Origin of the sequence: Paenibacillus jamilae, assembly GCF_050482105.1 — a bacterium.
In the GTDB taxonomy this organism is placed as follows: Bacteria; Bacillota; Bacilli; order Paenibacillales; family Paenibacillaceae; genus Paenibacillus; species Paenibacillus jamilae_B.
The window spans coordinates 1-18,447 of sequence record NZ_JBCNHI010000009.1 but is presented as its reverse complement, the minus strand read 5'-3'; the positions used below and the strand labels follow the sequence as shown (position 1 = coordinate 18,447).

Genomic DNA, 18,447 nt, shown 5'->3' with positions numbered 1-18,447 from the left:
AACAAAGGAGGCACGGCTATGAGACTCGCACAGCTGGCAGGGGAATATGAGGCGGTCTTCAGTCTGGGGCAAAACTGTACACCTGCCATTCAGTTGGAAAAAAACCGTTTACGGCCGTTTGCTGGGGTGCTGGATTGGATGATGTCTGACACACTCTCTGATGTGAACCGTTTGCTTGAGAATCGGTTTGCCGGCTTTATGGATTTGCCCAATTTAAGTGTCGTTGGTACGAGCCAACTCAATTATATGGTCAGAGATATTGCTTATAATGTGATCTCGGTACACGATTTTCCGCAGGAACGCAACACGTCCGCAGATCTGGTGACCTATCCAGAGTTCAGGGAAAAGATAGACCGTCGTATCGAGCGTTTTTTTGCAAAAACACAGATGGCCAAGCGCAGCTTGTTCGTCCGTATGCTGGGAACCTATGAAGAAGTAGAGGAACTGGAGCGGATTTTGAGGGGGATCGTAGCCAATGAATTTCGTTTGCTGGTGGTGAATTGTTCCGGCGTAACGGAGCTGACGGAGGTGGATTGGCAGCTTCCTCACGTATGCGCAGTAGAAATGCCTTTTGCCGATGTATGGAATTACAAGAGTGATCCACACTGGCGCACCCTTTTTGAAGGAATGTCCTTGTCTTCGAAAAGAGGAGGTCTTCGTGCTTGAGCGATTGCAGGGTGATTATGACGCAGTGTTTAGCCTGGGAGGGCATTGCTTGCCTTCGATTCAGCTGGATAAAAACGGACTGCGTCCGTACGCAGGTCCGCTGGACTGGATGATTTCCGGCAATTTGTCACAGATCAGCCGTTTACTGAATGAGCGTTTTGCCCGTTTTATGGATGTTGAAAGCCTGCGTATCACGGGGCGTGATTACGGGGGCCATAACTTCTTGGTTGAGGATGCGTCCTATGAGATTACAGCAGCACACCATTTTCCGGTTAGTCAGAATACATCAGAGCATCTGGCTTCCTATCCTGAGTTTAAAACGACACTTGACCGCCGCATCGCCCGTCTACTGGAGAAATTCACGCTGGCCTCTCGTCTGCTGCTGATTCGTCTCGGTGGCAGCAGGGAGCAAGCGGTAGAATTGCATGATGTGTTGTCACAGAGAATTACACATGATTTTCGCTTGTTGTACGTGGATTATACAGGGACTGAAGGTGTGACGGAACTGGATTGGAAACTGGAACGATTGGTTTCAGTAGCGCTGCCACCTGAGGAGATATGGAACGGTCAGGATGAAATGTGGCGTTATATGCTGGACAACGTCAGACTTCATGTCTGAGGCCGGACTATAGGAACACGTATAGATTGTCTTCTGTCTGTGCTTGCGCCTGCGCCAAGCTGTAGAGCATCGCATAACATGATGCGAAGGGAAGATACATGCTTCGGTTTAAAAGGAGGGTGCGCTAGTGAAGGCTTTGGTCACCGGAGGAGCCGGATTTATTGGTTCCCAGCTAGTACGTGCACTTGCTGACTCAGGCATCAGAGTACATGTGCTGGATAATCTGACAACCGGGAATGCTGCAAATGTGGACCCACGTGCGGTCATGCATGTTGCAGATATTCGCAGCTCTGAAGCCAAGACGCTGCTCGTTCGGGAACGCCCGGATATTGTGTTTCATTTGGCTGCACAGGCTGATGTGCAGCATTCCGTTCATCACCCCGATGAGGATGCGGATGTGAATGTGCTGGGGACGATTCATTTGTTGCAGGCTTGTCGTGAAGCGGGTGTGTCGAAAATCATATTTGCCTCCACATCTGGCGTATACGGAGAGCTGCAAAAGCAATGTATTCAGGAAGACGATCCCGTAGAGCCTATTTCAGGCTACGGACTGTCCAAGCTGACCGCAGAATCGTATATTCGGCTTTTCTATCGGTTGTACGGTTTGAACTACACGATTTTGCGTTACGGAAATGTGTATGGTCCCGGCCAGGCCGCGAAGGGAGAGGGCGGTGTCGTAGCTATTTTTATGGAGCGGCTGAAAAAAGGAAGCCCCTTGCTCATTCACGGCGACGGAACGCAAACCCGTGACTTTGTGTACGTCAAGGATATAGTCCGAGCCAATATGGCGGCTATACAGGCAGCGGACCAACGCACGGTGCATGTAAGCACGGGACGTACAACGTCCATCAATCGGCTGGCCTATGATTTACTAAAGCTGCACGGTTCGTCGGTGCGCCCTGTGTATTCTCCGGCGCGGGCGGGAGATATTCGCCATAGCTGTCTGAGCAACGCAGTCGCCAGACATTGGCTTCATTGGGAACCGCTATATGGCATCTCTGCCGGTCTAAAGGAAACGTACGTGAGCAGTATGGGCTCAGGTAAAGAAGGCATATAGGGCTAACGAGTAGATGGATCAAGAAAGAGACTGAGAAAACCTCTCAGCCTCTTTTTGGTTTGAACGAATTTATATGTTTTCGCCAGCCAGCTTGAAGGCCTGATCTAGGACAGCTGCACCGTTTCCTCTACCGTAAGCCAACGTGTCAATGACATCTACAGGGATGCCGTAGGGGGCTGCAATTTCGGTTACTGCCTTTTTGCGCATTCGTACCTGAGGTCCAAGTAAAATAGCAATCACAGGATCTGTCATGCCTTCCAGCTCTTCTTTAATGGTGCTTTCGGGGATGGCTTCGATGTTCAGCTCTATCGATCTTGCAGCGGCTTCTTTTTTCATCTTGGATACCAGAAGGGATGTCGACATCCCTGCAGAGCATGCCAGAATGATTTTTTTCATATCAACAGCGCCTCCAGAAATTCATGTTTAACTACTTATACTCTTCATCCAGATCAGCAACAAACAAACGTTCCTTAATAGCAGCTTGATACCAGTAGCCGGATTTCTTCAAATGCCGACTTCGATCATTCTCCAGATTAATTTCCACCAGTCCATAACGATTTTTAAAAGCGTTCATAGGAGAAACGTTGTCTGTGAAGGCCCACAGCATATAACCTGTACAGTTGGAGCCTGCTTCTACAGCTTGTAATGTGTAGTATAAATGCTCACTTATAAAGTCAATCCGATAGTCGTCCTGAATGATGTGTTCCTCATTTTTGAAAGCAGCTTCGTTTTCAATCCCCATGCCGTTTTCCGCGACAAACCATTCGATATTGTTATATTCGTTCTTGATACGCATCCCCATATCATAAATGATCTTGGGATAAATTTCCCAGCCCCGTGACTTATTCATTCTTTTACCTGGAAGTTCGAAATGCTCATAGTAGTATGAGGGGTGAAAAGGAATGTTTTCGTTCCATGCTTTACTCTGCGCTTTGACCCGGTGGGGATAATAGAGATTGATTCCAACGTAGTCAATGGTGTTTTCCTTAATCAAGGCCAGCTCTTCCGTTGTAGCCTCAAATGCAATATCATGCTTGCTCATAAGCTCGAACAATTCTTGCGGGTATTCGCCTTTAATAAGCGGGTCCAGAAATACTCGATTGTAAAATAAATCATATACATGTGCCGCATACTGGTCATGAGGGGCGCTGGATCGGGCATAAGTAACTTCGGGATTCAGAATAGCACCTATTTTTGCCCCGTTCTGACTATAATGTTTGGCTTTAAAAAGCTGTACGCATTTCGCGGTAGCCAGCGTTTTGTTGTAGTTCCATTGCATCCACTTCCGCGTATTTTGTTCATAGGGATAGCGAAGGGCATCCAGATAGACGCGAGTCTGTACAACAATGGGCTCATTAAACGTAAACCAGTGCTTGACCCGATCTCCATACCGTTCAAACACCTTTTCTGCATATTTCACAAACAACTCCACCACATGCTTGGAAGACCAGCCTTCATATTTGTCCAGCAAATAAGCAGGTAATTCATAGTGTTCCAGACAAATCATCGGCTCGACTCCACTTGCAATTAATTCGTCAATGACCCGGTCCATATAGTCCGCATAGGTTTCATCTACCACAATATTCTCATAATCCGTTAAGAAGCGGGACCAATTAATAGAGGTGCGATAATGAGTTAGTCCAATCTGCTTCATCAGCGCAACATCCTCGGCATAACGATTATAAAAATCGGTTGCACCCGCGGGTCCGTATCCATTGTGCCAGACATAGCGGTCATTTTTGTACCATAAGTCCAGATACGAATCCTGGCCTTCCTGTTTACCGCTCCAGCCCTCTGTCTGCCAGGCGGAAGCCGCTGCCCCCATCATGAAATTCGGTGGAATTTGTATTGTGTGTTTAGCCATGATATGCTTCTCCTTTTCATTCTATAGATTTCCCAAGGCGATCCTCTACGGGTATATCTCTACATTAGCGCATTATTCAGTCGTTCGCTTGTTGGCAATTTTGACGAACGGGAAATAGATGATAATGGCTACCATAATACAAACAATTTGTGTTACGACGGCGCCAATGCTTCCACCTGTAGACAGGTAGGCATTAATAATGGGTGGCGTAGTCCACGGAACCATAACAACAGCTTTACCTGCGAATCCAAACAGCGTTGAAAAGTAACCAATTGTTCCTGTGATGAGTGGAGTTATAATGAAAGGAATCGCCATCAATGGATTCAGCATAATCGGAAGTCCAAAAATGACTGGCTCATTAATATTAAACAGACCTGGCCCAAGCGAAAGCTTGGTTATTTCTTTCATATCCTCACGCTTGGAAGCGATCATAATACTAATCAATAGGGCCAGCGTAACTCCTGAACCCCCAATACTCATGTATACGTCCCAGAAAGGCATCGTAATAATGTTCGGAATGGGAAGTCCTTGGTCATATGCAGTCATGTTGACCGTAATCGCTCCAAGCAGCAAGGGTTCACGAATGGGCTTTACCATTTGGTTTCCGTGAATACCGATCACCCAGAAGATTTGCGCAACCAACATGAGTACCAGTATACCTGGCAGCCCTTGGACTATGGTCTCCAGAGGTTGCTGCACCACATTATAGACAGCATCGTACAGGTAGAGTCCTGTAAACTTATGAAAAAAGAATCCAAGCATTGAGAAAACAGTTACCGTAATAATGGTAGGGATGAGTGCGGAGAAAGAAACAGCTACATTGCTGGGGACACTTTCAGGCATTTTAATCTTTAGCTTATCGGACTTGCCCAGTTTGTTGTATAGCTCAACGGATAGGATACTTATGAAAATACCCAAAAACAAGCTTTTAGTATCCGTGAATTGACGGGCGATGACGTCCGTTACTTTTTGCATGTCTCCGTTAACCATCAGTTCGATCGTAGTTGGTGTCACAGAGATAAAACAGATGAGAGCAAGTAAACCGGGGAAAAGATTTTTTTCTCCGTTAATTTTCCCTAGCTCCAGACCAATCATAAAAATAGCTAGAATGGTGAGGATATTCAAGCTGGCATAATTAATGCTTGAGAAGATCGGTTTGTACTCTGCCAAAAATGAGAATGGCTTAAAATGGGCCAGACCATTGACTGGGTCCATGACCATATTGGAAATCAGTACAGCAAAGGCACCAACAATAATAACAGGCATTAATGTGATAAAAGCTGATTTGATCGCGATTATATATTTAAAATTGTTGATTGCATTTGCCACCGATGTGAGACCATCGACCAGTTTGTCTTTAAAAGCCATGGATAGCCCTCCCTCTACGATTTTAATACGAGCTGATCAATGCGTTCATACAAGTCTATAAACTCTGAGGCCATATCGTGAATGGTGATGGCATTCATCAAATGATCTTGTGCATGCACCATCATGACAGACATCTCTGTTTTTTCACCGGCTGCTTCCTTACGAATGATTCTGGTTTGAATTTTGTGGGAGGATACCAGTTCTTTTTTAGCTGAGGCCAATTCTTCTTTGGATTCACGAAATTTGCCCGCCTTTGCAAGTTCAATCGCTTCCATCGCCGAGCTGCGTGCATTCCCAGCGTATAATATAATTTGGAATACGATCTCTGTATCGTCCATGTCCTCCATGTTCACATCGTGTTCTGCTGATTCATCATTATTCATATGTTCTTGACTCCTTTCATTCATTTGCTCGTATTGCCATTATAATTTGGAATCGCTTTCAACATAACGCATATTATTTCCTCTTCTTAACGGAAATCCATCGTTCTTTCTAGTTGCTATCTCTATCACTAAATATAAAAAGAGAGAAACCCCAGCCATGTAGGCTTCGGATTTCTCCTTTGTTTTACATCCTGCTAATCTTCAACTATTTTTATGCAGCACCTCTACGAATTCCATGTACGTTTTGCAACGAATTAGCTGCTGGACTAGCTTTACATGATTTAAAATGTTAAGCAAAATATGATACATACTTTGTAAATCTTCTGATTTGGTACGCTGTATGCAGAGCATACAAATAAACTGTACCGGTTTGCCATCCCAGTCGATCGCTTTTTGTAATGTACAAATGGCCCAAAACGTAGAATCAGCAAAAGGTTCCATCGGATGCGGAATCGCGACAAAGTTGCCAAATGATGTGGGGGAAACAGCTTCACGCTCTATCACAGATTGCAACAATGGACCTTTTACCAGACCTGCTTCTTGTATCTTTTCGGCTATGAATTCAAGTGCTTGCCGTTTGTTATCAAACTTCTGCTGAAGAAAAACCAATTTTTTTCGTATATATTGTACAGCAGGGAGTTTTGACTCTGAGATGGCTTGTTCGATTTTAGTAATATCCGAGTTGCCCAAAAATGTATTCACATGGATCATGGGGATAGAAAGCGGTTCTGATATGGGGGTCGTGCTAATGATAAAGTCCAGGGCATCCAGCGGCAGTTGCTTCAGCTTATAAAATTCAGTGGTGCCCACGATATCCAGCCTGGAACCGAAAACGGATTGAAGCTTGTAATACAGCAGCTTTGCGCTGCCGAGTCCAGAAGCACATACGATCATACATCTTTTGGGTGTGCCCTCCATTTTCTTTCTCTCCATCGCGACTCCGATATGAATGGCTAAATACCCAATTTCATTGTCCTCGATGTGTATATGAAGTCGCTGTTTGATAACTTCCGCAGCAATGATGCCAGCTTCAAAAGCAAGCGGGTAATGGGCTTTGATTTCATCCAGCATGGGGTTACGCAAATTCATTCCGTATTGATAACGATTAATGACTGGTTTGAGGTGAAGGCAAAAGGCAATCAGCAATTCTTGATCATTTTGAATGTTCATGTTCAACTGCTGATCGATTCGGTCTAATATTTCGATAGTCAGTTCGTAGATATCTTGATCAATAATTTTTTTAATCTCTACTTCATCCATATGAACCCTGACAACGGTCCTTACACCCAGCAAGTGCACAGCAATGTACGCAACTTCAACAAGTGGAAAGGAGTGTTTCATGTTCTGCTCCAGAGTAGATACGATCTCAGCCGCGACCCTAAACTCTTTTTGTGCTTCGATTTTTTTCATCTCTTGAGGATAATACGATACATACCTCTCTTCACGAATACGCTTACATGCTATAGCGATATGAATAACCAGATTGTTTAGAGCAATGTCTGACAACTGAATATCATGATGCTCAATCCGCTCCAAAATCACTTCTCTTATGCATTCCAGCTCTTCATTAGAGATCAAAGAAGGGTGGGGCATCTGTTGCCCGCCTATTTCATCTGTCCTATTAAATATATAATCGGAAATGCAATAACGCAGCTTGGCCTCATTACCCTTAATTCGAATACCATGATACGGTCTGTTCTCCAGAGATAGTCCATAAGTTGACAGTAATTTGCGTACTTCTTTGAGGTCATTCTGTAAAGTAGATCGGCTAACATACAGCATCTCAGCTAAATCATCAAGTTTCACATAGGCAGGAGTAAGCAGCAGCTTTTTCATTAAAAAACGATGTCTGGCTTCTGAGGAACTCGCTAATAGATGGGGCACATTGCTTTCATAGTCCTTTAATTCCTTCAGCAACTGATGAAATGATTGTTCGTCTTGAACCTCTAGCTTGTAGCCTGTTCCTTTAAGGGGTTTGACTGTCGCCCCATGCCTTGACAACAATGCACTCAATTCCTTTACATCTGTTCGTATGGTTCGAGAGGATACCTTCAATGCATTCGCCAAATGTTCTCCATTAACCATCTGCTCAGCAACCAATATACGTAGAATATCAAAAATACGCAAAACGAGCCCCCTTCCTTAGCTGTTCTGATGAACAGTATACAATGCTTAGAGCGTAACCAAAAGAAGGACTGGCAACAGCGTGCATCATCCATGACTTGACACTCCAACATATTCAGAGATATTATAGATACAATAAGTCTGTGATTGGGGTGTAGTTATGAAATTTACTAAAGCAACCAATTATGCTCTGCATACCATGCTCATGCTCGTTACGGATTCATCCGTGAAGCCTGTAGGTGTTCAGCAATTGGCCGAATCCCAAAATGTCTCGCCCACGTATCTATCAAAAATTTTGACTAGGCTTGTGAAGGCGGGAATGATTGAATCCGTCTCTGGAGCTAATGGGGGCTATCGTTTATCCCGCAATAAAGACGACATTACCTTTTTGGACATTATCCATGCCATTGAAGGGACAAATTCTTTGTTTGAATGTGATTTTGTCCATGGATCAGAATGTCTGATTCAAGCCGTCATGAGGGAAGCGGAGGAGAAAATGGAGAGCCATCTTAAAAATACGAAATTGGTCGATTTGGCCCAAAGGCAAGCGCAAGTATAAAGGTAGTGGCTATATATAGAAAGAGGGTGGTTGCCAGTAATGTGAATTTTTTTGTTTTTATCACAGACATAAAGAGTCTTTAATATCTTTTAAAAAGGAGCTGGATGTTATGCTGTACGATTGCGCTATTATTGGGGGAGGACCCGCTGGATTGAATGCAGCCCTTGTACTGGGCAGGGCAAGGAGAAGTGTAGCTTTGTTCGATAATAACCGGCCCAGAAATGCGGTCACGCATGCATCGCACGGTTTCATTACAAGAGACGGCGTAACGCCAGCCGAATTCCGCCGCGTAGCCTATGAGGAAGTGCTGCGGTATCCGTCTGTGCAGCATCTGCAAGCCGAGGTTATTTCGGTTACGAAAAATGAATCTGGATTTGACATACTTGATTCGTCAGGTTTTCGCATTCAAGCACGAAAATTGATATTGGCTACGGGCGTAAAGGAGATATTCCCCGAGATCGAAGGTTTTTATGCGTTCTACGGGAAAAGTTTGTTTAATTGCCCTTATTGCGATGGCTGGGAGCTACGGGATCAACCGCTTGTCCTCGTCTCTGAGTCGCCAGCCATATATCACACAGCCAAACTGCTCCTGAACTGGAGCAAGGATTTGATCGTCTGCACGAACGGTCAGGCTTTCTTGTCGGACGAGCAAAAAGAACGACTTCAATCTAAAGGAGTCGCGGTAATGGAGCAGCCTGTTGCCTCGTTCATCGGTCACCATGGACAACTGGAGCATGTATGCTTTACAGATGGCACTCAGGTCCCGAGGGCCGGCGGTTTTGTGAACCCCCAATTCGTACAAAGTGCACCTTTTGGAGAACGTTTGGGCTGTGAAAGGACAGAGTCGGGCGGGATCCAAACGGATGGAGCGGGGAGAACCTCCATTCCTGGTGTATATGCTGCGGGGGATTCTTCATACTTCATGCCTTCTCAGTTGATTTTTGCTGCGGCCGACGGTAGCCGAACCGCTGCGAGTGTAAATCTGGATTTGACAGAGGAAGACTTTAACGAATGATGAGAAATTGAAGGTATCCATTTCATTGGCTGGACAATTAGTTACCATATATGCCTTACGATCATTGCTTTCTTCAGCTTTAATTTTACGCTGCTTATGCTTTCCCGTATTGTACTCGGTATGACCTTAGGTGCAGGATTAGGAGGAGTCATAATTGAGTATACATCCATCCAGAATTTAGGCTGGATTAGTGGATTAGTCGTACTCATAGCCCTTGTTGTTGCATCTTTTTCGTTTACACTAAGCAAAAAACAACACGCTTAAATCTATTTGCTATAAAGTCACAATTCAGGAGCATAGAAGCTGAAAGGCCGCCTATAAGGCGGCTTTTTTCTATTCGCTTGATTATAATTCTACGTCTATACAAGATCTTCTTTCGATAACCTCTGTATTCACAAGAACTTGAGTATGATGCTCCTGGTTGTGATTAAGCCTTTCCATCAGCAAGTTTACAGCCGTGCGGGCCAAAATATCCTTTTTCACATGAATGGTTGTAAGTTCCGGACTGATGACCTTGGCTTCATGAATATTATCAAACCCCATGACAGAAATTTGTTCAGGCACTCGGATGTTCATTTCCTGAAACGTTTTAATAGCACTGATCGCCATATAATCATTTTCACAAAATAGGGCCGAAGGCAGTTCATTCAATTCATGAATAGCTGTTTTAAATGCGTCCTGTGACATGACAAGCATCGGATGCATATCAAATGTAAGCCCATGACCTATGGCAAGATTGTGCTCCTCTAAAGCAGCCATAAATCCCTCTTTGCGTTTTGTAAAGTTAAGAATTCTGGTGCTGGATTGTACGTACCCTATATTTCTGTGGCCGGACCGGATTAAATATTGGCCTGCCTGGTACCCTCCAAGATAGTTATTAATCGATACAAAGCTGGCATCAACGTGTTCAAAGCAGGTATCTAAAATTACCATATTGGAATGAATAGATTGTAAAGAATGAATAATCTCGGACGTTAAATTGGTGCCCAGCAGAAGTATACCTGAAGAAGGCTGGTCCTTTTCCAGAGCAGATAATTCTTCTTCAAGGCTATGGCTGTCAAATGACGAGAAAATCAAAGTATTGCCATGTTCTCTCACCTGCTGGGTAATATGATGGATCAATTCATTGAAAAATGGAAGTGATTCATATTGCTCGGTCACGATGCCTGTATTTTTGCATGCAACAAAACGAATGACATGATGACTCTTCGTAAATTCCTTATTTGACTTCATGGTACGTGGTCTATATCCATGCTCGTGGGCAATTCTTAAAATATGCTCTTTGGTTTCTTCGCTAACACCGGGTTTGTTGTTAAATGCTAAAGAGACAGCTGATTTTGAAACACCGGCAAGCTTTGCAATATCATCTATTTTCAACACGGAACCTCCCATTGGACTAAACTATATAAATTATATCACGATTATATAATAAAGTTTAGTTTATAAATTAAACTAAACAAATGATGTGCAAAATGAGTTGACCTTTGCGAATAAATAGTGTTAATATTCAATTGTGAACGCTTTATTTAGTTTATTTTATCCAATATCATATAAAATTACACTTTAATTTAGTTTTGTTTATGGGTGAAGGGGTGATCTATTTGAGTTTAAGCATGGCTAAAAATCAAAGAAGTTTTGTGAAAAAGGGCAAGCCTTTCTTTTACTTGGCAGATACCGTCTGGAGTGTATTTACCAATGCAACTATTGAAGAGTGGGGCGATTACCTGGACTATCGAAAGATGCAGGGATTCAACGTTTTGCAAATCAACATGCTCCGTCAATGGGATGCAAGTGAAGCGGATTTGGATCTACAACCGTTTGCATTATTGGAAAATGGAGATTTCGATTATCACACATTAAACGAAGCCTATTTTGACCGAGCAGAAGTTATGATCCAGATGGCTGTAGAGCGTGGATTTGTTCCAGCCTTGGTACTACTGTGGTGTAACTATGTACCGGATACATGGGCTGAAATGTTCCAGAAGGGCAATAAAATGCCGCTGGATTGTGTTGAAGGCTATGTAACTTACGTTGTAAACCGCTATTCCCGGTTCGAGCCTGTTTATTTGATCAGCGGGGATACTGATTTTCCTACAGAACGTGCTAATGCGTACTATATGAAGGCGCTGGAAACGGTACAACAAGTAAGCCCGACCAGCCTAACTGCACTGCATATCCAAGGAAGATTGAGGGAAATTCCTGTAGCTTTTGAGCAACACCAGGGTCTTGGATTCTATATGTATCAATCAGGACATAATTCAGAGTTCCAGCATTTTGCCCATGAACTTGCCCAGCATTTGTATCACAAGCCGGAGATCCGTCCCGTCATTAATGGAGAACCTTGCTATGAGCAGATCAGTTACAGTCGCAATGTGTACGGCAGATACACTGCACTGGATGCCAGAAAAGCAGCATGGCAAAGTCTCCTTGCAGGCGGGGGAGCGGGAATCACCTATGGAGCGCATGGCATTTGGAGCTGGCATAAAAAAGGCAAGAAGTTCGGCATTGTTGAAGGAGAGGGCTTTGATAGTCCCTATGATTGGAGAACAGCATTACGATTTGAAGGCGCATGGGATTATTCCTTTATTAAATATTTGTTTGAAATGTACAACCTGATCGGCATAAAGCCGCTGGATATTGTTTTAAACAAGACAGAGGAAATCAGAGCTGCGGGGAATGAGAATACCATCGTCTTGTATATCCCGGTTAACACGAAGGTGCGGCTAAGTATCCATGTACAGGACTACAAGTTTACAACCATTGATTTAGTGGCGAAACGATTTGCCCAAACGGAGGTGGATATCCAGGCTGATCAATCCGTCATTAATATGCATAGTTTCGAAGGTGATGTTGTGATCATCGGAACGAAATAAAACAAGAGAAGACTATGAGTAAGCTAACAGGTGGAGTGGAGAAATAGAAAACGCATCCAGGAGTGATCATGATGGATTACCAAAAGACGGCTAGAGAAGTGCTTAGATCGGTGGGGGGGAACGAAAATGTGAGCAGTGTCATTCACTGTGTCACTCGTTTGAGATTTAAGCTGAAGGATAATCAATTGCCGGATAAAGAAAAAATCAAACAGATTGACGGTGTCATTACCGTCGTGGAAAGTGGCGGTCAATTCCAGGTAGTCATTGGGAATGAGGTTCCCAAAGTATACGAGGCTCTTTTGGATACGATGGGAGTCAAGCATGGAGACCAGACAACTGAGGACAATCAAAAAAATGAAAAAGCGAGCCTGTTCAGCCGATTTGTCGATGTGATCTCAGGCGTATTTATGCCCGTGGTTGGTGTGCTCGCCGCTGTAGGGATTCTAAAAGGGTTGCTGGCTTTATGCACATCTCTGGGCTGGATGACTGATCAGATGGGCACATACAAAATTTTATATGCAACAGCAGACGCTATGTTTTATTTCTTTCCAGTTATTCTAGGGTTTTCAGCAGGAAAAAAATTCGGAGGAAACCCGTACTTGTCTGCTGTTTTGGGAGCCGCCTTGGTGTATCCGACCATTACTTCGGCTTTTACGGATAAAACGGCGCTATCCTTTTTGACCATACCTGTCGTGCTGATTAATTATACTTCTTCTGTTATACCTATCATTATTGGGGCGTTCTTGGCAGCCAAGGTTGAAAAATTTATAAGTAAGTATGCACCTGCTTCTATTAAAATGTTCATTGTGCCTTTTCTGACCTTGGTCATTATATCACCCATTGTTTTTCTGGTTGTCGGGCCGATAGCCACTATAATCAGTGATGGATTAGCCAAAGGCTCCATGTGGATTTACCAGTTAAGTCCGGCTATAGCTGGTCTCGTTCTGGCCGGGTTCTGGCAGGGCATTATTATCTTTGGCTTGCATTGGGCGTTCATTCCGATTCTCCTGAATAATGTAGTTACGAACGGGTTTGATCCGATTAACGGTATGCTGTTCTGCACTACGTTTGCGCAGACAGGTGCGGCTTTTGCCATTGCTTTGAAATCACGTGACCCTAAATTAAAACCCATTGCGACTTCTGCTACCATCGCGGGCTTGATGGGGGTTACTGAACCAGCTATTTACGGGGTAACGCTACCTACTAAAAAACCGTTTATTTTAGCCTCGATTGCTGGGGGGATAGGAGGAGCTGTGGCGGGCTTACTGGGCTCAACAGCATATGGATTTGCCTCAGGCGGGATTTTTGGTATCCCTTTATTCATTAATCCAAAGGGGATAGATGCGGGCTTTATAGGCTTTATTATCTCTTTGGTTGTCGCTTTTGTGGTCGGATTTATACTGACCTATCTTTTCGGCTATAAGAATGCGAAACCTGCGCCTGAGATTAAGGTTGCAGATGAAAATAAAAAGGAAGAAAAAACAGTATTCAGTCCTTTGAACGGTGAATTGGTTCCTCTGATCACAGTGAAAGATGAAGCCTTCTCCAGTGGTGCAATGGGTCAGGGAGCCGCGATTATCCCGCAAGAAGGGGTAGCTTATGCACCGTTTAACGGAACTGTTGTTACCGTTTTCAAGACAAAACATGCGATTGGACTTATCTCTGAGGATGGGGTTGAACTACTCATTCACATTGGAATTAATACGGTCAGCTTGAAAGGAAAACACTTCACTTCTTTTGTGTCCGAAGGAGATACGATTCAAAAAGGGGACAAGCTGGTTGAATTTGATCCACAAGCTATAGTGGAGGAAGGATATGATCTCACTACTTCTGTTATTGTAACCAATACTGCGGTGTACACGGATATCTTAGCGGAAGACTCGAAGGATATTCATGCAGGAGATCGCTTATTGAAGATCAAATAGAATCCATATTCAAAAAAAGTTAAAGCTGACGATATCCCCTGTGTGTAAGGGCTGCCGTCAGCTTTTCTTAGATATTGAAACAGACTTTTGCAGCAAGTAGTACTATAGCAGACTACCGCACACCCAACGTATTCATCATTTGCCGGAAGGAGCGCACATATTTATCCGGCGCTAACAGGTTTACAATCCGTGTCCGCCCCTTCTCACGGATAGATTCGCGGTGTGGGACGTTGTTCATCAGTTCTAATCCTTGCAGCACCGCCTGTAAAATGTCTCCCTGCTGATAAAACTTACCGGTTTCATTGTGGTCAATAAATGCTCGTACTCCATCTGAATCAGAGCTTAGCACCGGGCAACGACAGGCCATGGCCTCAGCTACCGCATAACCGAATCCTTCCACCAGCGAAGTCGAAAGCAGATACCCACCTGAATCGCCAATCATGGAATAATACAAAGGCATTTTAGCATGAGGCACGCTTTTAAACCGCTCGATAATCGTAGACATGCCAAGCTGAGCAAGCATGTTCTCGAATTGCATCTTATCATCTGGCTGAGACAAGGTGTCATCATAGAACATCCAAATCCGAAGATCTGCACGATTTTGCAGCATCCAGTAAGAAATGTCGACAAAATGCCTCCAATTTTTATTGGGCTCTAACCGTCCAACCCATGCAATGACCGGATTAACCGGAGGAGTATTCAGCACATAATTAAATACGCTAGTATCCAGCACATTTGGGAATACAAAACGATGAAGCCATGGACACATGCTGGAAAATAGCTGTACGAGGTGAGTTGTATCTGGTAGAAGCACCGCGTCAGCATAGTTTTGAAGATACGGAACGGCATCTGCGACAACCCAAGCAGCTTCTTCATGAGTACCAAAGCCCTGTGATTCATAGATTAATATCCCTTGGTAGCCCAACATTCGCAGTCTGGGGAGCATAGGATAGTCCGAAGAGACGATAATTGCATCGTAGCGATGAGTCTCCACCAGTTTTCGAATTTCTTCTTCAGAGGAAGTCATGAATACCGGAATATCGCCGTGCAGATTTTGCATTCCTGTACCCTGCTGATAATAGAGAAGATGACATTCAATCCCGTCCTGAATGAGCGCTTTACAGCGTTGACGGTTCAAGGTTTCCACGCCACCGCTGGGTATATAAAAAGTAAATAGAACTTTGATCTTAATAACCTCCTTTGCCAACCACAAGCTCTTATACCAAGTTATTCAACCTACAGGACGGGGTGTGGGTTTCTATGGAAGCCTAGATTGAATTAGCACATAATTATGGCGAAGGCGAGAATCTTCCGGGGAGCGTTCTGTTGCTTCTTTCGCAAATTCACAGGCTTTGTGCATTAGACCCAACTCGTAGCAAGCGAGGGCTCCGAGATCATAGAGTGTAGCGTCCCAGCAAAAATCCTCTTGCATGTACGTTTCCGGCCGTGTTGTAATGCGCAGCGCTTCTTCGACCATATGATAGACAGCGGTCCAGTTCCTTGTATGATAGGCAAGCTGAGCCATTTCCGTATAAGGTTCACGTAAATAGGGCGCTTCGGCAATAGCTCGGTATAACCAACGTGCAGCCTCATGCCATTGCTCAGTTGCCCTATACGCTCTAGCGATAAAGCGCATTGAAGCGCTGCGTTCATCGGCCCAGCGCGCCTGTGGCATGGCAAGATGTTGTTGCAGCGTAGCGATGCACTCGTCCCAGCGACCATGATACATATATTCTCGCCCCAAGTAATGCATATTGCGGTCATCCTCGGGAAATTCACGCACAGACTGCTCCAGTAGCGGAAGGTATTGACTGCGGGACTTGTGCGGGTCTGGATCATGATACAAGCGGAGTTGCTCTGATCGGATGCTGTGTTCTTCGCCTTCCCCGATATATTCAAGCACTTCATGAACCGGGCGTACCCAGTGGTAGCCATGACGAGTGTGTATTTTTTCTTTCCAAAACCATGTATAAGCGATATCCTTCCCAGGCTGTCCATGTGTAAAGGCATACAGCATCCGAGTTGTTCCATCCTTCCAGTTGCTTTCCAGGCGCGACCGCCATCCCTCTTCCCAGACTTCATCCAGATCTGTACAGACACAAATATTTACATCGTCAGGGACCAACTGCAGGGACTCATTGCGAGCCTTGTCAAAACGCCAAGGGACTATCTGAATACGATGCACCTCTGCACCTGCCTCGCGCAGCAGGGCAACGGTGTCGTCTGTAGACCCAGTGTCGGCTACAATGACAACATCGGCTTCCCGCATGGAGTGCATCCAGCGCTTGGCGAAGCGAGCTTCATTTTTACTAATGGCATAGACTGCTATCTTGTACCGATTCTGTGGTTGCATGTATTTGCTTCTCCTTTCATCGAATTAAAGCATGATGGTTGCGATAGGAGGTACTCTATTAGGAAGAATTCAGAATTGAGCTGAAATATTGTCGATTATGCAGGACATGTGGGTCATTGGGAACGTACGTGGCTGCTTGCTCATTGTGCCAGTTCGCACGTGTATAGTCTTTTAGCCGAAAATGGCAAATACATAGCTGGATATGAGGAAACCACGTTCGGTACGCGTCTTGTACCAGACCCATCGTGTCAGGAGGGTTCAGAGTGGTAGCCATGTCATACCAGTAAACGGCTTTGGGGATCTCGTTTTTATGCAAAAAATAATGACCCATCCGACAGCAAAGGTCTGCCCTGGGCGTATCGAAGGTCAAGCTACGGAGAGCCGCAGTAATACTTTCTTCCAGCTTGCCAAGTTGTTGCAGACAGTCGGCCATTTTGCCGCATGCACTAATTGCGTCCTCTATCCAGCCTTGTTCGGTGTTTAGAAAATCCCGGTAAGCCTGCACGGCCTGTTCATGTCTTCCATTGTCTCTAAGCTCGTTAGCGTAATAGTAGAGATCGCGGGGAGAGAAGGCATGGCCCTGAGCGAGCAACTTCTCATAAATTCGTAGATTTCGGCCCGGGGAAAGTGTATGTGTTCTGGTGTGAGTTATGGCAATATCCGCATGTTGAATATTTCCATCTACGGCAAGGTACTCATGCACGGCTCCGTGCCAGCGGAATCCGGCCGATCGTCTGACCAAGCGATTTCGACGAAAATGCAGGGTGACATTACCGTGATCGTCAAAAGCGTAATGATATTTCATCGACACTGAATCAACGGTTGGTATGTTTGACGAATCAAGAGTATGCTTCAGCTCAAGCAGCCTGACAGCATCCTGCTCCTTCAAAATGTCATCGGCATCCAACCAGAGAATGTACCCCTGTGTAGCTTGCTCAAAAGAATAGTTACGTGCAAGGGCAAAATGATCCACCCAATCAAACGGAAAAATCCGATCTGTAAAGTTGCGGCATATGTCAATGGTCCGATCCTGTGAACCTGTATCCACGATGTTGATTTCATCTACAATATGATGGACCGATTCAAGACAAGGACCAATGGTATGTTGGTCATTTTTGACGATCATGCACAGGCTGATACTGATCAATTGAGTATCACTCCTTTGGGAACCATTTAAGGATTAAGGTCAAACCTAAAGTTGGAATTAAAAGAGATCTGATTATAGAAGCCCTGCCGCAATTGCGGCAGGGCAAGGATGGCAAAGCCGTAACTTGCTAGGCGGCTTTGTCGGTAGGGTATGATAGGTCGTTTAAGTCCATGATATGGTAATAATAGAAGATTAGAGTCCGGTCGGTCCAGTGGGTCCAGTAGGACCAGTTGGCCCCGTAGGTCCGATAGGTCCTGTAGGGCCAGTCGGTCCAATTGGACCAGTAAAGCCAAGACCAAATGGCCCGGTCGGTCCAGTAGGACCAGTCGGCCCCGTGTCGCCAATAGGCCCGATAGGTCCGATAGGTCCGGCAGGACCGGTAGAGCCCACGACGCCCGTAGCACCTGTCGGTCCAGCAGGACCGGTAGAGCCCGTGTCGCCTGTGGCACCTGTCGGTCCAGCAGGACCCGTAGCGCCCGTGTCGCCCGTGGCAC

Annotated in this window: 16 protein-coding genes and 1 pseudogene; 7 read left to right on the top strand and 10 right to left on the bottom strand. The window is 45.0% G+C overall.

Translation table 11 applies throughout. The annotated features are described in order from the left end of the window. Positions 1 to 18: 18 nt before the first annotated feature. The 3 genes from ABEW32_RS05345 (at position 19) to ABEW32_RS05335 (ending at position 2,342) form a co-directional block, all read left to right on the top strand. Entirely contained in the window at positions 19 to 666 is a 648-nt protein-coding gene (locus ABEW32_RS05345; protein WP_430185398.1) for a DUF1796 family putative cysteine peptidase, read from the top strand. Continuing rightward, on the top strand, positions 659 to 1,285 hold the full coding sequence (locus ABEW32_RS05340) for a DUF1796 family putative cysteine peptidase (protein WP_430185395.1): 627 nt from the start codon (positions 659 to 661) through the stop codon (positions 1,283 to 1,285). The genes ABEW32_RS05345 and ABEW32_RS05340 overlap by 8 nt, the downstream gene beginning before the upstream one ends. 127 nt (positions 1,286 to 1,412) lie before the next feature. Further along, entirely contained in the window at positions 1,413 to 2,342 is a 930-nt protein-coding gene (locus ABEW32_RS05335) for an NAD-dependent epimerase/dehydratase family protein (RefSeq protein WP_430185393.1), read from the top strand. 69 nt (positions 2,343 to 2,411) lie between these two features. Here ABEW32_RS05335 and ABEW32_RS05330 read toward each other — a convergent pair whose 3' ends face one another. From ABEW32_RS05330 to ABEW32_RS05310, 5 genes are all read right to left on the bottom strand, one after another. Further along, entirely contained in the window at positions 2,412 to 2,738 is a 327-nt protein-coding gene (locus tag ABEW32_RS05330) for a PTS sugar transporter subunit IIB (RefSeq protein ID WP_430185391.1), read from the bottom strand. A 31-nt stretch (positions 2,739 to 2,769) separates the two neighbouring features. Continuing rightward, positions 2,770 to 4,206: a glycoside hydrolase family 1 protein gene (locus ABEW32_RS05325; protein WP_430185388.1), complete on the bottom strand. Its 1,437-nt coding sequence runs from the start codon at positions 4,204 to 4,206 to the stop codon at positions 2,770 to 2,772. A 72-nt stretch (positions 4,207 to 4,278) separates the two neighbouring features. Beyond that, positions 4,279 to 5,574, bottom strand: a complete 1,296-nt coding sequence (locus ABEW32_RS05320) for a PTS sugar transporter subunit IIC (protein ID WP_430185386.1) — start codon at positions 5,572 to 5,574, stop codon at positions 4,279 to 4,281. Between the two features lie 14 nt (positions 5,575 to 5,588). Next, complete coding sequence (locus ABEW32_RS05315) at positions 5,589 to 5,957, bottom strand: PTS lactose/cellobiose transporter subunit IIA (RefSeq protein ID WP_430185384.1); 369 nt, start codon at positions 5,955 to 5,957, stop codon at positions 5,589 to 5,591. A gap of 201 nt (positions 5,958 to 6,158) precedes the next feature. After that, entirely contained in the window at positions 6,159 to 8,084 is a 1,926-nt protein-coding gene (locus ABEW32_RS05310) for a BglG family transcription antiterminator (RefSeq protein WP_430185382.1), read from the bottom strand. 157 nt (positions 8,085 to 8,241) lie between these two features. On the opposite strand from ABEW32_RS05310, the gene ABEW32_RS05305 reads away from it, so the two are divergent. Next, on the top strand, positions 8,242 to 8,640 hold the full coding sequence (locus ABEW32_RS05305) for an Rrf2 family transcriptional regulator (protein ID WP_430185379.1): 399 nt from the start codon (positions 8,242 to 8,244) through the stop codon (positions 8,638 to 8,640). Positions 8,641 to 8,749: 109 nt separating this feature from the next. After that, positions 8,750 to 9,655, top strand: a complete 906-nt coding sequence (locus ABEW32_RS05300) for an NAD(P)/FAD-dependent oxidoreductase (RefSeq protein WP_430185377.1) — start codon at positions 8,750 to 8,752, stop codon at positions 9,653 to 9,655. Positions 9,656 to 10,000: 345 nt separating this feature from the next. Here the strand turns inward: ABEW32_RS05300 and ABEW32_RS05295 are convergent, their stop codons facing one another. Further along, complete coding sequence (locus ABEW32_RS05295; RefSeq protein ID WP_430185375.1) at positions 10,001 to 11,032, bottom strand: LacI family DNA-binding transcriptional regulator; 1,032 nt, start codon at positions 11,030 to 11,032, stop codon at positions 10,001 to 10,003. 215 nt (positions 11,033 to 11,247) lie between these two features. Between ABEW32_RS05295 and ABEW32_RS05290 the strand changes: the two genes are divergently transcribed. Then, positions 11,248 to 12,528: a glycoside hydrolase family 140 protein gene (locus ABEW32_RS05290; protein ID WP_430185373.1), complete on the top strand. Its 1,281-nt coding sequence runs from the start codon at positions 11,248 to 11,250 to the stop codon at positions 12,526 to 12,528. Positions 12,529 to 12,599: 71 nt separating this feature from the next. Then, positions 12,600 to 14,453 (top strand): beta-glucoside-specific PTS transporter subunit IIABC, encoded by a 1,854-nt coding sequence (locus ABEW32_RS05285; protein WP_430185725.1) that lies wholly within the window; start codon positions 12,600 to 12,602, stop codon positions 14,451 to 14,453. Between the two features lie 112 nt (positions 14,454 to 14,565). Here ABEW32_RS05285 and ABEW32_RS05280 read toward each other — a convergent pair whose 3' ends face one another. The 4 genes and pseudogenes from ABEW32_RS05280 to ABEW32_RS05265 form a co-directional block, all read right to left on the bottom strand. Next, the gene (locus tag ABEW32_RS05280; protein ID WP_430185371.1) at positions 14,566 to 15,660 is read right to left on the bottom strand and encodes a glycosyltransferase family 4 protein; all 1,095 of its coding nucleotides are present in this window, start codon (positions 15,658 to 15,660) and stop codon (positions 14,566 to 14,568) included. A gap of 51 nt (positions 15,661 to 15,711) precedes the next feature. After that, on the bottom strand, positions 15,712 to 16,806 hold the full coding sequence (locus ABEW32_RS05275) for a tetratricopeptide repeat-containing glycosyltransferase (protein ID WP_430185369.1): 1,095 nt from the start codon (positions 16,804 to 16,806) through the stop codon (positions 15,712 to 15,714). A gap of 58 nt (positions 16,807 to 16,864) precedes the next feature. Beyond that, positions 16,865 to 17,953, bottom strand: coding sequence for a glycosyltransferase family 2 protein (locus ABEW32_RS05270; RefSeq protein ID WP_430185367.1), 1,089 nt, complete (start codon positions 17,951 to 17,953; stop codon positions 16,865 to 16,867). A gap of 192 nt (positions 17,954 to 18,145) precedes the next feature. Further along, a pseudogene (locus ABEW32_RS05265) lies at positions 18,146 to 18,447 on the bottom strand (collagen-like protein); the annotation flags it as partial.

Bases quoted from the DNA above. Each gene is read 5' to 3' on its own strand.
- ABEW32_RS05330 (WP_430185391.1), bottom strand. From the start codon at position 2,738: ATGAAAAAAATCATTCTGGCATGCTCTGCAGGGATGTCGACATCCCTT.
- ABEW32_RS05285 (WP_430185725.1), top strand. From the start codon at position 12,600: ATGGATTACCAAAAGACGGCTAGAGAAGTGCTTAGATCGGTGGGGGGG.
- ABEW32_RS05300 (WP_430185377.1), top strand. From the start codon at position 8,750: ATGCTGTACGATTGCGCTATTATTGGGGGAGGACCCGCTGGATTGAAT.
- ABEW32_RS05345 (WP_430185398.1), top strand. From the start codon at position 19: ATGAGACTCGCACAGCTGGCAGGGGAATATGAGGCGGTCTTCAGTCTG.
- ABEW32_RS05320 (WP_430185386.1), bottom strand. From the start codon at position 5,574: ATGGCTTTTAAAGACAAACTGGTCGATGGTCTCACATCGGTGGCAAAT.
- ABEW32_RS05275 (WP_430185369.1), bottom strand. From the start codon at position 16,806: ATGCAACCACAGAATCGGTACAAGATAGCAGTCTATGCCATTAGTAAA.
- ABEW32_RS05305 (WP_430185379.1), top strand. From the start codon at position 8,242: ATGAAATTTACTAAAGCAACCAATTATGCTCTGCATACCATGCTCATG.
- ABEW32_RS05325 (WP_430185388.1), bottom strand. From the start codon at position 4,206: ATGGCTAAACACACAATACAAATTCCACCGAATTTCATGATGGGGGCA.
- ABEW32_RS05315 (WP_430185384.1), bottom strand. From the start codon at position 5,957: ATGAATAATGATGAATCAGCAGAACACGATGTGAACATGGAGGACATG.